17 protein-coding genes are annotated in these 14,350 nt (G+C 44.7%); 8 read left to right on the forward strand and 9 right to left on the reverse strand.

From position 1 onward, the window contains the following. Positions 1 to 175 precede the first annotated feature (175 nt). Positions 176 to 382: a hypothetical protein gene (locus A4E24_RS08035; RefSeq protein WP_292352765.1), complete on the reverse strand. Its 207-nt coding sequence runs from the start codon at positions 380 to 382 to the stop codon at positions 176 to 178. 48 nt (positions 383 to 430) lie between these two features. Between A4E24_RS08035 and A4E24_RS08040 the strand changes: the two genes are divergently transcribed. Next, positions 431 to 589 (forward strand): hypothetical protein, encoded by a 159-nt coding sequence (locus A4E24_RS08040; protein ID WP_292352766.1) that lies wholly within the window; start codon positions 431 to 433, stop codon positions 587 to 589. 176 nt (positions 590 to 765) lie between these two features. Continuing rightward, entirely contained in the window at positions 766 to 1,455 is a 690-nt protein-coding gene (locus A4E24_RS08045; protein WP_292352767.1) for a tetratricopeptide repeat protein, read from the forward strand. A gap of 39 nt (positions 1,456 to 1,494) precedes the next feature. On the opposite strand, the gene acs is transcribed toward A4E24_RS08045, so the two are convergent. From acs to A4E24_RS08070, 5 genes are all read right to left on the reverse strand, one after another. Next, the gene (gene acs / locus A4E24_RS08050; RefSeq protein ID WP_292352768.1) at positions 1,495 to 3,381 is read right to left on the reverse strand and encodes an acetate--CoA ligase; all 1,887 of its coding nucleotides are present in this window, start codon (positions 3,379 to 3,381) and stop codon (positions 1,495 to 1,497) included. Positions 3,382 to 3,840: 459 nt separating this feature from the next. Next, positions 3,841 to 4,191, reverse strand: coding sequence for a nascent polypeptide-associated complex protein (locus tag A4E24_RS08055; RefSeq protein WP_292352769.1), 351 nt, complete (start codon positions 4,189 to 4,191; stop codon positions 3,841 to 3,843). A gap of 45 nt (positions 4,192 to 4,236) precedes the next feature. Further along, positions 4,237 to 4,560 (reverse strand): iron-sulfur cluster assembly accessory protein, encoded by a 324-nt coding sequence (locus A4E24_RS08060; protein WP_292352770.1) that lies wholly within the window; start codon positions 4,558 to 4,560, stop codon positions 4,237 to 4,239. Positions 4,561 to 4,673: 113 nt separating this feature from the next. Beyond that, positions 4,674 to 5,759: a hypothetical protein gene (locus A4E24_RS08065; protein WP_292352771.1), complete on the reverse strand. Its 1,086-nt coding sequence runs from the start codon at positions 5,757 to 5,759 to the stop codon at positions 4,674 to 4,676. Between the two features lie 58 nt (positions 5,760 to 5,817). Next, a complete protein-coding gene (locus A4E24_RS08070; RefSeq protein ID WP_292352772.1) occupies positions 5,818 to 6,582 on the reverse strand; it encodes an ATPase domain-containing protein in 765 nt (254 codons plus the stop codon). Between the two features lie 108 nt (positions 6,583 to 6,690). Here A4E24_RS08070 and hisI point away from each other — a divergent pair, with 108 nt between their 5' ends. Continuing rightward, the gene (gene hisI, locus A4E24_RS08075; RefSeq protein WP_292352773.1) at positions 6,691 to 7,053 is read left to right on the forward strand and encodes a phosphoribosyl-AMP cyclohydrolase; all 363 of its coding nucleotides are present in this window, start codon (positions 6,691 to 6,693) and stop codon (positions 7,051 to 7,053) included. 46 nt (positions 7,054 to 7,099) lie between these two features. Further along, positions 7,100 to 8,938, forward strand: a complete 1,839-nt coding sequence (locus tag A4E24_RS08080; protein ID WP_292352774.1) for a PINc/VapC family ATPase — start codon at positions 7,100 to 7,102, stop codon at positions 8,936 to 8,938. Positions 8,939 to 8,960: 22 nt separating this feature from the next. Here A4E24_RS08080 and A4E24_RS08085 read toward each other — a convergent pair whose 3' ends face one another. Beyond that, complete coding sequence (locus A4E24_RS08085; RefSeq protein WP_292352775.1) at positions 8,961 to 9,800, reverse strand: winged helix-turn-helix domain-containing protein; 840 nt, start codon at positions 9,798 to 9,800, stop codon at positions 8,961 to 8,963. Positions 9,801 to 9,858: 58 nt separating this feature from the next. On the opposite strand from A4E24_RS08085, the gene A4E24_RS08090 reads away from it, so the two are divergent. The 4 genes from A4E24_RS08090 (at position 9,859) to A4E24_RS08105 (ending at position 12,112) form a co-directional block, all read left to right on the forward strand. Next, entirely contained in the window at positions 9,859 to 10,098 is a 240-nt protein-coding gene (locus tag A4E24_RS08090; protein ID WP_292352776.1) for an MTH865 family protein, read from the forward strand. Between the two features lie 164 nt (positions 10,099 to 10,262). After that, positions 10,263 to 11,159, forward strand: coding sequence for a methylenetetrahydrofolate reductase (locus tag A4E24_RS08095; protein WP_292352777.1), 897 nt, complete (start codon positions 10,263 to 10,265; stop codon positions 11,157 to 11,159). Further along, positions 11,149 to 11,949: a coenzyme F420-0:L-glutamate ligase gene (cofE, locus tag A4E24_RS08100; RefSeq protein ID WP_292352778.1), complete on the forward strand. Its 801-nt coding sequence runs from the start codon at positions 11,149 to 11,151 to the stop codon at positions 11,947 to 11,949. Before A4E24_RS08095 ends, cofE begins: the two co-directional genes overlap by 11 nt. A gap of 13 nt (positions 11,950 to 11,962) precedes the next feature. Then, complete coding sequence (locus A4E24_RS08105) at positions 11,963 to 12,112, forward strand: hypothetical protein (RefSeq protein WP_292352779.1); 150 nt, start codon at positions 11,963 to 11,965, stop codon at positions 12,110 to 12,112. Positions 12,113 to 12,284: 172 nt separating this feature from the next. Here A4E24_RS08105 and A4E24_RS08110 read toward each other — a convergent pair whose 3' ends face one another. Further along, positions 12,285 to 12,461, reverse strand: a complete 177-nt coding sequence (locus A4E24_RS08110; RefSeq protein WP_292352780.1) for an MM0924 family protein — start codon at positions 12,459 to 12,461, stop codon at positions 12,285 to 12,287. A gap of 306 nt (positions 12,462 to 12,767) precedes the next feature. Beyond that, entirely contained in the window at positions 12,768 to 14,192 is a 1,425-nt protein-coding gene (locus A4E24_RS08115; RefSeq protein ID WP_292352781.1) for a dihydrolipoyl dehydrogenase, read from the reverse strand. Positions 14,193 to 14,350 lie beyond the last annotated feature (158 nt).

The raw sequence follows: 14,350 nt of genomic DNA on the forward strand, positions 1-14,350 counted from the left end.
TTGAAGCAAATGATCAGAGTTCTATAATATCAGCAACAAAAACAAAGTGACAGGAATGGTCATGTAATGCTTGTCAAGCAAATGACCAGTAGTATATAAATTACTTGTCAATCAAATGACAAGCACTATATAAACCCAACAACTAAACAGCCTCACGACAACGCTACAGCCTTCTTTAACCAGACTTCCCCTCCACAATAGCGATCTCTTCTTCTGTCAGCCCGTATAGCTCATACACGAGCCTGTCTATCTCAGCATCCGTTGCGTGGATACGGTGCTGTATCATCTCCTTCTCACTGCCAAGCTTTGCAGAACAGTGGAATGTACCATTATTTTTGATCGAGGAAATCCATTTAAATAAAGTGGAAACTGTCGGCATCATAAGTAGTTTATCCACAAAAGCTTATTTTGAAGTGAGGAGAGGAGCATTGTGTGGACTAAAAGAGAGATGATCCTGAACATATTGGTTATCGCAGTATCCGGGAAGCTAAAGCTTGGAATAAAAGGGATCCTGCTTATTATGAGCATGAAGGGCAAATTGAAGCAATTCAGGTCTTTGATAGATGCAGCGAAGAAATTGAAGCGATGAATGTGCCTTCCCGTCATTTTTGTAAAGATCCGCTTCAAGGCACTTTGATCAGAACCTCTTTGATCCGAAACTTGCAGTTACTTCCGGCATGATATTACTACGATCCCAAAAGTGCCGATCTGAAGAGCATGTTTATTTTCGGTGAAAGCTTATTTTACATATAGGAGATCGTTAGTATGGGATTGTTCGATGTTCTGAAGAAAAAAGACACCAATAGCCGTGAAGATGCTCAGAAATGGTATACAAATGGTCTTGAACTACTCCACCTGGGAAGATTTGAAGAAGCAGTTCAAGCCTTTGATAAAGCCATTAAACTTGATCCGCAGAGTTCTGCGGCCTGGAACGATAAAGGTGCTGCACTTTGCGGGTTGGGCAGGTATGAAGAAGCGATACAGGTGCTAGATAAAGCCACAGAGCTGGATCCGAACAATCCGAACACCTGGGCTAACAAAGGTCTTGCACTTGATCACCTGGGAGAATATGACGGGGCGATACAGGCATTGGATATAGCTGTTGAACTTGACCCAGAGAAAGCCGTTGAACTTATCCCACAGAGATCATATGCATGGTATGGCAAAGGTCAGGCACTCGGTGACCTGGAGAGGGATGAGGAAGCGGTACAAGCCTATGATAAAGCCATAGAACTTGATCCCGAATATCTGGATGCCTGGGATGGAAAAGCTGCTTCCCTCATTATATTGGGAAGGTTCAACGAAGCCATGCAGGCATTGGAAAAAGCCATCAGACTTAATCCTCAGGATGCCCGGGCCTGGTACATCAAAGGTTGCCTCTTTGAGGAGATTGGCAGGACCGAGGATGCCAGGATGTACTATGACAAGGCCAGAGAATTGGGATATACTGGGTGAAGATATCTTTTTCTCCAGTGAGGAAAAGAGGAGTTTATTTTACTCCTCAAGCGTGGAAACGTCTCCGGGATCCATGCCAAGCTCCTTGGCCCGAAGCACACGCCTCATGATCTTACCACTGCGGGTCTTCGGAAGTGAGTCCACGAACTCGATCTCTGAAGGCATGGCAATGGGACCAATACTCATCCTTACATGGTAGATGAGCTCCGACTTCAGCTTATCGCTGGGAGAATGATCTTTTCTCAGGATGACAAAAGCTTTTATGATCTCACCTTTAAGAGGATCCGGCTTGCCGATGACAGCGGCTTCTGCCACAGCCTCATTGGACACAAGGGCACTTTCCACTTCAGCGCTTCCGATGTTATGGCCTGCAACTATGAGCACATCATCGGACCGACCCAGGATCATGATGTAACCGTCATCGTCCTTTACTGCCAGGTCCCCTGCCGTATAGTATTTACCGATAGTGCTCCAGTACTGCCGGTAGCGCTCATCGTTGTTACGCACAGTCCTCATCATGGAAGGCCAGGGCTCTTTTATAACAAGGAAACCGCCCTTCCCCGGAGGAACAGGCTCTCCATTCTTATCCACCACATCGGCAACCACACCCGGCAGAGGCTTTCCCACAAAACCCGGCTTCATGGGCTGTCCGGCCAGAGTGGTGATCATATGCATACCTGTTTCTGTCTGCCACCAGGTGTCCACTATGGGACAGCGCTCCTTGCCGATGACACGGTAATACCATTCAAATGCTTCCGGGTTGAGAGGCTCGCCCACAGAGCCCAGTATCCGAATCGAGCTAAGATCGTATTTCCTAGGCCAGTCCTCACCCATACGCATGAACATTCTGATAGCCGTGGGTGCCGTATAGAATATTGTCACATCGAAATCATCGATGATGTTCCACCATACCCCAGGGTCCGGATGATCCGGAGTTGATTCCGTTATCAGGATAGTACCGCCTGCCAGCAGCGGACCATATATGATGTAACTGTGCCCGGTGATCCACCCTGGGTCAGCCGTACACCAGAAAACATCGTTATCCCTCAGATCGAACACGTTCTGAGTGGTGTAATATGCGCCTACCATGTAACCCGCACACGTATGTACAATACCCTTTGCAGGACCTGTAGTACCGCTGGTGTATAAAATGAACAGCGGGTCTTCTGCATCCATTACCTCAGCTTCGCACTCTGATACGTCCTTAAGCACGTCATGGTAATCCACCTCTATTTCGGAGTACAGCTCCATAGGAGGTTGCATCCTGCGCAGCACTACGATTTTTTCCACACTGGGAGCATTCACCACGGCCTCATCGACTATGGCTTTCAGTTCCACGCGCTTTCCGCGCCGGATGGTAGCGTCAGCCGTTACAACGATCTTTGCATTGGAATCCCTTATACGGGAATTGAGGGCCTGTGTTCCGAAACCTGCGAACACGATGCTGTGTATCGCGCCTATGCGGGCACAGGCCAGAGCCACTATGATCTGCTCTGGCACCAGAGGCATATATATACATACGGCATCGCCTTTTTTCACACCCAGGGACTTCAGGCCATTGGCAAACCTCATGACCTCACGGTACAATTGCCGGTAAGTGAGGACTCTTTCCTCTCCGCCATCACCCACCCAGATAATAGCCACCTTGTTCTTCTTACCGTTGTGCACATGACGATCAAGACAGTTCTGGGTGATGTTGAGCTTTGAGTTTACGAACCAGCGTGCATAGGGGTGTTCCCACTCACAGACCTTATCCCATTTGTTGATCCACGTAAGTTCTTCCGCTACCTTTCCCCAATAGGCTTCCGGATCTTTCAGGAACTCATTGTAAGCCAGCTCATAATCTCCCATCCTCACGTTCTCCCTGAGAGATGGGTCAGGGAAAAAGGTTTTACCTTCCAGTTTGACATCGAATTTTTCCGTCATGAATTCACCTGGTTCAATGTGTCTTATCTATTCATTGCAACCGCAAGCAGGGATACCATTCCATCTTGCACTTAAAATCCACGTGACTTTAACATAATATGAAGCTTTGAGGATAAGCTGGTAGGAAGAGTGTGCCAGGCATCCATCATAATTAATCATGTATGAACTGAAGAATAGTATAAATCTGTTGTGGCCGCATGCATAAATGAAAAGGACCGGATAAAATGGAAAAACAAAAAAAATACAGAGGGTTTCGAAAAACCCCGGTATTTGAAAAGCGTCTTATGTAGCGTATATAATAACCGATCAAAAAAATCATTTTTAACACAAGGACACAAAGCTTGTTATTTGCTTCTTTGCGCCTCGGAGTCCTTGCGTGATAAAAAATAGTGTAAATCGATTAAAAAAGAGGTTTATCGAAATTCTCTACATAAAGGCCGAATAGAGGATAAAAAGAGATCAGGAAGAAAGAGCCAAAATAGCTTCTGCGAGGTCGCCATTAGCCTGTTCTAATGCCTTCCTTGCCTCTGCTTCAGAAACCCCTGTCTGTTCGGCCACAAGCCTCACATCATCATCCGGGATCTCCAGCTTACGTGGTACTTTTTCCGGCGTGCCTACAACCTGGTAGGTATCGGCTCCCTGAGCATTCATAACTGTAACATTGGCATCATTGAAAACGATATCCACATCCGGTGTCCGGATGATCACCTGCTCTACATTGGGTATCTCATCGATGCTGATCCCCATCTGCTTCATCATCTGCTTCATTTTGGCAGGGTTCATCCCTCTACCGCCTACGCCCGGAAACATGTGACCACCTCAATAAACCTCATTAATGATCAAAATAGAAAGAAATTAGTGGCATCCACCGCCACATGGACCGCAGCCGCCAGCTGTCTTTGGATTGTCAATGATAAATCCGCTGCCGTTTGGGCCATCAACGAAATCTATAGTTGCTCCGGATAGTCCATCTGCATCGTTCTTGTTCAGAACTATCTTGATACCCTGACTGTCCACAGTAACATCATCTTCCCCAAATTCATTATCAAGGGACATACCGTATTGCACACCACAGCAGCTCATGCCTGCAACGAACACTCTAAGGGCATGGTCTGTCTTATTCTCAGATTCAAGCAGTGACTTGATCTCTGATGCCGCCTTTACTGTTATCTCTACCATGTCTTTCACTCTTCATTGATCTAATTACTATCAGTACCTAGGGACTAAACAGTTATACCTTTATATGTAGTTTTGGTATAAAAGGCTATTCGTATGATTACGAACATTTTCGACTACATAAATTCCACATCATCATCTACAGGATGAGTGAGCACTTCGCCGGTATGTGCATTCAGTTCCACGGAGTTCCGGGGGCCTTTGACCTCCCATATGGGCACATAGACCATGTCTACCATCAGATTAATATCTTCGACAGCAGGCTTGAACCTTTTGTGCTCCGAGATAATGGCTTCACCCTTAGTATCATCAAAACGAAGGTCTTTTGTATGCTCATCTATCAGCATATTGAGAATTGAATCCTTGGCCTGGGTATGGGTTATGATCTGACCCTTAAGCTCGTAGTCGTTATCAGGAAGTCCCAGTACATTGCTAACCTCAGTGATGGCAATGTTGCTGATGTTGCCGTTCAATGCATTGAGATAACCCACGCCCTCACCTGAAATATCGATGATCTTGGACCTATATTTCTTTTCGACCTTAAGAGAATAAGAATATCTCCAGAAAGGAACGAGTTTAAGGACGACAGCCTGCACAGTTTGCACATGTGGTTTACCCAGTGCAGCAGCCCGGTCCCGGGTAAGCTTCAGAGGAGCAGCCTGAAGTTCCAGATGCACGGGATCAATAGCATGTTCAGGAACGACAACTTGAGCCAAGGAAGATGAAGATATTGCAGAATGATGAGAAGGAGCTGCACTTTCCCTGGCTGACATAACTGTTCCCCTGAAAACTTCAGATAAGGAACGAGTTTCAGATGTTTCACTTAAACAACAATGAGCATTAGAATATGCAGATGGCGCCCTTACAAGTTCAAGCCCACTTGCAGTTCCTTCAATATCTGCAAGCACGGCCCTTCCAATGTGCATAGCTACTTCATCCCTATTCCAGATTATAAGCCCAAGGTCTTCTCCATAGAGTTTGACATCCGGATCTACATCCGTAGTAGAAACATAAAGGCCGATACCTTCCAGCACCTGGTCAGCAAAGAATTTAAGATCAGACATGTCCGGATCTGAGCCGAATTTGATCACAGTCCTATAACCGTCTTTCTCGGCAACGAGATCATATCTGGAAGACTCATTAACGCTGTAACCCGCTGATCTGAAAACATCCCTCAAGATACGCAAAAGCTCTTGCTTCATAATTTATCATTGGAATAAGGACAGATGTACTAAAATATGTTTCTATGGGCACTGCACGTCACAGTACCCTTGTTGTTGTTTCAAGTTCCACACCTTTATTGGTGATAACATAAGAAATGGTCCTGTTGGGTACGATCATACCTCGCATTTTTCGAAGGAGGATGGAATGTTCCACTTCGCTTCCACGCTCTTTCATCCTGAACTCTATGACGCCATCACATATGTGCTTCATATTGTTCTCGACTATAGGTTCATGCATACCGCTTGTCATCAGAAGCAGATGGACAGCACCAGTTGCCTTACCCATAGAGGATATGATCTCTATGACATTTAATACGTTATTGAGCTCATAGGAACGCAGGAAATAAGAGATGGAATCTACTACGCCCCTGTATTTATTGGTACGGGCCTCAGTCGCTGTGCCCTTGAGCAGGTTAAGCGAATCAGTCCCCCTTTTGAGAAAATCCTTTGCTGATACATCAGAGACCAGCTGTTTTGGAAGTACATTGTAAAAACGTGGGGAATAAGCATCTATGAAATCGAATTTCTCTTCTTCCAGATGTTTTCTTACATCCCAGTTAAAATAATCCATACCTGACATTACATCTGATATAGGATGTTCAGATGAAAAATAAAAGACATTTTCATGATTTAAAAGTCCTCCATATGCAAACTGATGTGCAAAGACCTCCATGCCTGCTCCAGGTTCTGCAAGGAGCAGAATAGTTGTTCCTGGCGGAACGCCGCCACCTAACTGTACATCGAGACCCGCCACACCAGTGGGAACACGATAACCTCCGGAGCCATCAAAACTGTAATCCATTAACTCTCACCCATGAGCGATAGATGCAAATATGTTAGTGCAAACTGAGATACTACCTTATTAGAGATGTATTATATAGACATTAATATAAAAAGTTGGTGGAAAGAAATGATCGACCTTAACAACCTGAAATATGAGAATGGCCTTGTCCAGGCCATCGCACAGGATGCTGAAACAAAAGAAGTACTTATGTGCGCCTATATGAACAAAGAAGCCCTGCAAAAGACGATAGAAACCGGATATGCACACTACTGGAGCCGCAGCCGCCAGAAACTCTGGAAGAAAGGGGAAAGTTCAAACCACCTGCAAAAGGTATTGGAAATGCGCATTGACTGTGACATGGACGCTATCCTCATGCTCATAGAGCAGGAAGGAGGAGCATGCCACACCGGATACAGATCATGTTTCTATCGTACAATAGAAGGTGAAGTAGTAGGGGATAAAGTGTTCGAACCGGATGAAGTGTACTAGCCGGCCTGCAATTGAATTATATAGAGATGATCAGTAATATCTTCTTATGAAAAGAGAGGGTCAAAGCATAACCCGTATTGCCAGTGATACGAGTGCTATAATTGATGGTGCTATATCTTCGCGGGTAAAGAGCGGCGAGTATGCAGGAATTCAGGTGATCGTTCCTGAAGCAGTGGTTGCAGAACTCGAAGCTCAGGCTAACCGCGGTCTTGAGATAGGCTTTAAAGGATTGGAAGAACTTCAGGAGCTACGGAAACTTGCGACTCAGGGGACCATAGAGCTTGTTTTTGCCGGCAGGCGGCCAAATCTTGACGAAGTGAAACTTGCCGGCGGCGGGGAGATAGATGCACTAATAAGAGAAACTGCTCAGGAAAATAATGCTGTGTTCGTGACTGCTGACAGAGTGCAGTCACAGGTTGCTATAGCAAAAGGATTAGATGTTGATTTTATAGTTCCTCGCTTTATTGAGTATGGTCCGCTTAGGATCGAACAGTTCTTCACAGAAGACACTATGTCAGTACATCTGAAAAACGGGGTATCCCCCATGGCTAAAAAAGGAAGTGTAGCTGCCGTGGAGTTCGTATGTATCCGGGAAGAACCATGTACTTATGGAGAGCTTAAATACATTTCAAGAGAACTCATAGAGCGGGCGCGCAGCGATCCTGCTTCCTTCATGGAACTGGACTTCAATGGAGCATCAGTGCTACAGATAGGCAATATGCGAATAGCTATCGCCAATCCGCCATTCTCGGACGAAGTGGAGATCACTGCTGTCCGGCCGATAGCAAAAGTGTCTCTTGATAAATACCGCCTGAGCACAGTGCTTAAAGAGCGCATTAAAGAACAAAGGGGAATCCTCATAGCTGGCCCTCCGGGAGCCGGAAAATCCACATTTGCTGCGGGAATTGCAGTATACTTGCATGAGCTTGGATATGTAGTTAAGACCATGGAAGCTCCGCGGGATCTCCAGGTGCCAAAAGAGATCACACAATATGCTCCTCTGGATGGAAGTATGGAGAAAACGGCGGATATCCTCCTGCTGGTCAGGCCTGACTATACGATATATGATGAAGTGAGAAAGACCAGTGACTTTCATGTCTTTGCAGACATGAGGTTGGCGGGCGTGGGCATGATAGGTGTCGTACATGCCAACAGAGCCGTGGACGCTATACAGAGGCTTATTGGCCGGGTGGAGCTGGGAGTCATTCCCCAGGTGGTGGATACGGTTATCTTCATCGACAAAGGTGAGATCTCTAAAGTACAGGTACTGGAATTCACCGTGAAGGTCCCTTCCGGAATGACCGAAGCTGATCTGGCAAGGCCTGTGATCATAGTTACCGATCTGGAAAGTGGCAGAACCGAGTATGAGATCTACACCTACGGAGACCAGGTAGTGGTGATGCCTGTTGGCCTTGAAGTTAAGAAGCCTTCCTGGAAGCTCGCAGAAGGAGAAGTGAAAGAAGTAATAGAACGGTATGCTACCGGACCAGTGCAAGTCGAGATGGTATCAGATCACAAGGCTTTCGTACAGGTGCTTGAAAATGACCTGCCGAGAGTAATTGGAAAAGGTGGGAATGTGATAGATACCATCGAGAACATTCTGGGCATCCACATAGATGTGCGCAAGTTCGAATCCGGAGAGGGAAAACAAAAGCCTCCTAAGAAGGAGTTCCGGCCCATTATCGAGAAAACTAAAAAACATGTTATACTTAATATCCCTGAACTTGCAGCCCAGGATGTTGAAGTCTACGCAGGGGATGAGTTCCTGTTCAGTGCTACCGTGGGTCGTCATGGAGATATCAAAGTAAGAGAGGATTCAACGGTTGCAGAAAGCATCCTTTCAGCTGTAGAGGAAGGGGAACTGGTGACAGTCAGGCCTTTGTGATGAATTTGCCTTTCTTATTTTTTCAGGCATCTTTTAGACTGGAGTAAATGCTTAAAAGAGCTTCCAGAGCAGTATAACCCTTGCGAGTTATCTGGTAATCGGTTCTTTCACTATGCTGAAGGATCATCTTTGAATCCAGCAATTTCTGTAGATGAAAGAGCAGATTACCACCCCTTAAAGTGGTTATCTGAGAGAGTTCCGAAAAACCCCGTGGGCTGCCTGCAAGGGCTTTAAGGATGAGAAGACGCTGCTTGTTGGCAAGTGGTTCGCAGATGGAATCCACCACTTCGATAGGGATTTCCTCCAATTTATGATCACCTTTCTGTCGTTCGTATATCTGTAATGAACGCATGGCCTCTATCTGGCTGTCATAGAGCCTTGAGACTTCCGTGAAACATTGGCCGCACATAGGCTGGCCGGTGATTTTGCGTAACTGATCAATCTTCTGCCAATATTGGTCTACTATGTCCTTGCTCACACTTTCCTGACTCAGCAAATAAGATGTTTCACTTAGAAGCTCCTCGAATTTCTGCCTACAGCCTCCATACATCTTGCAGTCATGCACCATATGTTGTTCCAGCCTGTCATTGGTATCCTTCCTGATATAATCAATAAGTGCCTTAGAGAAGCTGCTTCTTAACTGTGAGGTGGTTTGCTCCACAATATACCTACCAGAGCCTTCCAGAAATCTGTTAAAATCACTGCGCATTAAAACGATCTCATTTTTCAGCTCTTCCAGTTCCTTACATTGTCGCAGTGAGTTGTGTATCTTCTCCATAGCAACCTTCCCTGAAGCTACTTGCCATCCATGCACTTGTGCTGATACAAGGTCATTATTCTGTAGTAATCGTATTTTGTACATAATAATGCCGATTAAGTATATAATTATAACTAGCGTATTGGAAGGTGGTGACAAAAACATGTCAGTGAAAGAAGAAATACACGCACAAATCAATGGAGCACTTAAGAACGCAAATTTCCCTCTCAAGACACCTGAGGAACTGCTAGCAGCCTTTCCTGCAGGTGCTGACACCACCTGTCAGTCTGGTAATGTAAAGGTTACAGCAGGTGAAGCAGGAACATTGCTCAAAACAAGCGATTTCCCTTTCACCAGTGCAAAACAGGTGGCAGACGTGATAGTTGAAAGAGCAGGGCTCTGAAAAATTTAGATACAATGATGTGAGGGCTTCCGAATATTAAGCCCTCAAAGGTTTCTTTTAGCGAATCCTAAATTTACTTTAGTTTAAATCCTTATTGCAGCATATGTGAATAAAACGAATCATTTTCGATGAGTTTAAAAGTAAAAGCCGCATATAGGTGCTCGATGGCAGTCACTTTTCGCGAGAAGCTCCGATCAGACAGATTCATAATAACTACGGAGATCACACCCCCTAAAGGTGTTAAAACTTCGTCTTTCCTATCAGATGCAGAACAGTTAAAGCAACATGTAGATGCTTTCAACGTGACAGATAACCAGCGGGCTGTCATGCGCATGAGCCCTCTGGCCGTTGGAAAGCTGTTAAAGGATGCAGGACATGAGATCATCTTACAGATTACGTGCAGAGACCGCAACAGACTGGCACTGCAATCGGACCTGCTTGGGGCATGGGCCTTAGGAATACAGAATATATGTGTAATGACAGGAGACCATACCACCAAAGGGGACCATCCTGGCGCAAAGCCTGTATTTGATCTTGATTCGGTACAATTGCTGGAAGTTGTTAGAAAACTGAAAGAAGGACATGATCTTTCTGGGAACAGCCTGGAACAGACTCCCGATTTTGTAGTGGGTGCTGTATCCAATACGGATCCCACACAAACCATGCAGCATATCAAGCTCCGAAAGAAGGTAAGCATGGGCCTGGACTTTATTCAGACCCAGGCAGTATATGATGCAGAAGAATTTGCATGCTTTCTGGAAAAGATAAGTGATATTGATGTACCTATCATAGCGGGGGTCATACCGCTTAGATCTGCAAAGATGGCAAGGTTCATGAACACCAGCATTCCGGGGATAAGGATTCCTGATGAGATCATCTCCAGAATGGAAAGTGCAGAAGAACCTGTGCAAGAAGGGATGAAGATCGCTGTTCAGCTTATCCGTGAGTTGAAAAACATGTGCAGAGGTATACATTTGATGCCTATTGGACAACACACAGATAGCAAAGAAATATTAAAGATGTCAGGATCGACACCAGGAAGACAATATAATGAGCAATGAACACGAAACTTCGGGCTATAAAGAACCAATGCAGTTGTTAGGTATCAGGACACCCATCGTAAGACCTGGGGAGGATATGGTTAAGATACTTGTGGAATCCCTAAAAGAACAGGGAACACAATTGCAGAATGGCGATGTGGTCGTGCTGGCAGAATCTGCCGTAGCTACCGCTGAAGGACGTGTGGTACGTTTAGCTGACATTGAACTCACTGCAGAAGCTTGTGAACTAGCTCAAAAGTACCAGCTTGATCCCAGAGAGATGCAGCTGATAATAGAGGAATGTGATGAGATATTCGGAGGCGTTCCCGGAGCAGCATTGACCATTACAAGAGGAACACTTTCACCGAATGCTGGAATAGATAGCTCGAATGCACCTGAAGGATGTGTAGTGCTCCTGCCAAAGGACCCTCAAAAAAGTGCAGCCTCCATAAGAGAAGGACTTGAAAAGGCCTGTTCGTGTCATATAGGAGTCATTATAGGTGATAGCCGCACCCAGCCTTTAAGACTTGGATGCGTGGGCATAGCACTTGGGACTTCAGGATTGGAACCCGTAGAAGATGCAAGAGGGTCACTTGATCTATTCGGCAAGGAACTGAAGATAACCCGTAAAGCAGTTGCCGACAATATGGTATCTGCTGCACAATTGATTATGGGAGAAGCAGGAGAGGGTATACCTGCTGTAATTATAAGGGGAGCACCTGTGAGGATGATAGAAGGTTCTGTAGATATGCCACTGTTCTCAAGGGAAGAGTGCATGTATTATAGCAATATAAGCAAAAACAGAAAATGATCTTCTCAACAATATGTGGAAATACCATGTCACAGAGTATCATATATTTACACATATAGATGAACATGAACTTGATGGGATCGTCATCTATGCTCCGAAAGCCAACGATGGCAAAGTGTACATCCCTCAACAAGCTGTTGATATGATCAATGGTAAAAAGTAAAGTAAAACGATGAAAAGGGAAATATCCCTTTTCTATCCACATTTTACCGGTTTATCTCACATTGCCTGATACTATACGATCCTCTTGTTAAGAGATCTACAACCAAAGCGGCAAGATATATCGCCTTTCAGCGCGAAGAAAAGGGATAATGTAAAGGATCTAAGAAATATCCTTACTTGGCCCAGATGGCAATGATCTTATCAATGGCTATGTGGGTGAACCTGGTTTCTTTCTTAAGGGTAAGGACACCATCGGCGCAGGCTTCCACTGTTCCCTGAAAGGTATCTGGTCCGCCACAATATACATCTACATCTTTTTGCAGGTAATGTTCAACTATGAAAGATTGCATTTTTTACCTCCTTTTAATGAATGGAACTATGTGCTAAACTGAGCCCATTCCTATATAGAAAAAGGAGAGGACTTGATAAAAAGATGACGATATGCCCGCATTTGTAAAATAATGCCAGATAATGAGTGTAATTGAGAGAATAAAGCAAATTTGCTATATATGTGATTTGGTAATTTGAAATACACTGTGCATTGGAGATATAAAGAAGATAGTAAGTAAAAGATTAATAAAAAAAGAACAAGTATGATTTGTTAGATGTTCTGTAGCTGACTTAAAAAAGATAGAAGTTAGAATAAACACATCATTTCATTCCAGGTTCAAAGCCTTAAGTATCATATGATATTCACTTACTGGCATCCGTGAGTAAAAAGCTCTTTTTACGACCTCACTGAGAGAGGGATGGATGTCCATAGAATACATGATGGGTAAAGCGCTCTGGTCGGAAGTATACATTGCAGGGATAATCTCATGGATCAGTATTGAGGCATGAGGTCCGATAATATGGGCTCCGAGTATCTTGTCCGTTCCCTTCTCAAGGATGACTTTCACGAACTCATCTTCAAGGTCCATAGCAAGGCCTTTGCCTGTATCCTGGAACCTGTAAAAACCGATGAGTATATTGTCTTCTCCATATTGGGATACAGATTCTTTTTCTGACATTCCCACACTGGCGATCTCAGGTTCTGAGAACACAGCACTGGGCACAGCATGGAAATCCACAGTTGCTTTGCGTCCAAGAAACGCATTGTAGTAAACTATGGTGGATTCATGATTTGCCACATGTTTGAAGAGGTGTTTGCCTGTAGCATCACCTATTACCCATACATTCTTCTGGGAACTTTCAAGATGCTCATCCACTTTGATCCAGCCCATATTATCCACTTCAATTCCTCCTTTTTCAGGTTTGAGGAGATCTGAATTGGATCCTCTGCCTGTAGCTACAAGAATATCCGATGCAACTATCCGTTTTTGTTCACCTGTTCCTCTGTGCTTCAGCAGAACCTCCTTACCTTCCTGAACCTGCCTGACCTCCAATACTTCATGATCCGTAACTATTTCCATGCGTTCTGACATCATACGCTTTGCAAGTACTGAGATCTCGGGTTCTGCCTGAGGAAGGAAATAGGGGTTATGACCAATGATAGTGACTTTTGAACCCATTGCTGAGAAGAAGTGCCCGTACTCTGCTGCAATGTAACCACCGCCTATGATAGCCATGCTTTTTGGCAGTTCAGAGATCTGAAGCACATTATCGCTTGTGAGATAATCTATATCATTAAGCCCTTTGACAGGTGGGATGGATGGTCTTGAACCTGTACATAAGAAGATAATCCTTCCTTTGAGAACTTCTCCTCCTGCTTTCAGAGTGTATGGCCCGATGAACTCGGCAGTGCTTTTATAATAATCGATGCGCGGGTTAGCCCGCAGATTTTCTTCTATGGACCTTATGTCAGAAGAGATCCTGGTGCGCATGCGCTCCATTATCTTGCTGAAATCAATGCTTTTGATCTGAACATCGATACCGAAATGTTGAGCTTTATGGATCTCAGTTACCAGTTCAGCAGGATATAACAGGATCTTTGAGGGTATGCAGCCTCTTGTGAGACAGATACCTCCAGGTTCATCCTTATCGATGACGGCAACCTTAATTTCCGGGTTGGCATCCATCATTGGTCCGATATAGTTCATTCCGGAACCCGTGCCAACAATTATCAGATCGTATTCTTTCACTCTGTCACCTCTATACAAAGCAGGATATACTAATGATTGAATTGCATCTGCCTTTATACTATTGGTTATGCAACATAAAAAAAAGAAACATAGATCCATCACTGCTATCGAAGAACAGGATCAGATAAAAAATACAGTGGCCACTAGTAGAGAATAAG

The organism is Methanomethylovorans sp. PtaU1.Bin093, from assembly GCF_002067275.1.
GTDB lineage: Archaea > Halobacteriota > Methanosarcinia > Methanosarcinales > Methanosarcinaceae > Methanomethylovorans.

Bases quoted from the DNA above. Each gene is read 5' to 3' on its own strand.
- A4E24_RS08070 (WP_292352772.1), bottom strand. From the start codon at position 6,582: ATGGATTACAGTTTTGATGGCTCCGGAGGTTATCGTGTTCCCACTGGT.
- acs (WP_292352768.1), bottom strand. From the start codon at position 3,381: ATGACGGAAAAATTCGATGTCAAACTGGAAGGTAAAACCTTTTTCCCT.
- A4E24_RS08065 (WP_292352771.1), bottom strand. From the start codon at position 5,759: ATGAAGCAAGAGCTTTTGCGTATCTTGAGGGATGTTTTCAGATCAGCG.
- A4E24_RS08045 (WP_292352767.1), top strand. From the start codon at position 766: ATGGGATTGTTCGATGTTCTGAAGAAAAAAGACACCAATAGCCGTGAA.
- A4E24_RS08105 (WP_292352779.1), top strand. From the start codon at position 11,963: ATGTGGAAATACCATGTCACAGAGTATCATATATTTACACATATAGAT.
- A4E24_RS08035 (WP_292352765.1), bottom strand. From the start codon at position 382: ATGATGCCGACAGTTTCCACTTTATTTAAATGGATTTCCTCGATCAAA.
- A4E24_RS08060 (WP_292352770.1), bottom strand. From the start codon at position 4,560: ATGGTAGAGATAACAGTAAAGGCGGCATCAGAGATCAAGTCACTGCTT.
- A4E24_RS08095 (WP_292352777.1), top strand. From the start codon at position 10,263: ATGGCAGTCACTTTTCGCGAGAAGCTCCGATCAGACAGATTCATAATA.
- A4E24_RS08080 (WP_292352774.1), top strand. From the start codon at position 7,100: ATGAAAAGAGAGGGTCAAAGCATAACCCGTATTGCCAGTGATACGAGT.
- A4E24_RS08090 (WP_292352776.1), top strand. From the start codon at position 9,859: ATGTCAGTGAAAGAAGAAATACACGCACAAATCAATGGAGCACTTAAG.
- A4E24_RS08085 (WP_292352775.1), bottom strand. From the start codon at position 9,800: ATGTACAAAATACGATTACTACAGAATAATGACCTTGTATCAGCACAA.
- A4E24_RS08110 (WP_292352780.1), bottom strand. From the start codon at position 12,461: ATGCAATCTTTCATAGTTGAACATTACCTGCAAAAAGATGTAGATGTA.
- hisI (WP_292352773.1), top strand. From the start codon at position 6,691: ATGATCGACCTTAACAACCTGAAATATGAGAATGGCCTTGTCCAGGCC.
- A4E24_RS08055 (WP_292352769.1), bottom strand. From the start codon at position 4,191: ATGTTTCCGGGCGTAGGCGGTAGAGGGATGAACCCTGCCAAAATGAAG.
- cofE (WP_292352778.1), top strand. From the start codon at position 11,149: ATGAGCAATGAACACGAAACTTCGGGCTATAAAGAACCAATGCAGTTG.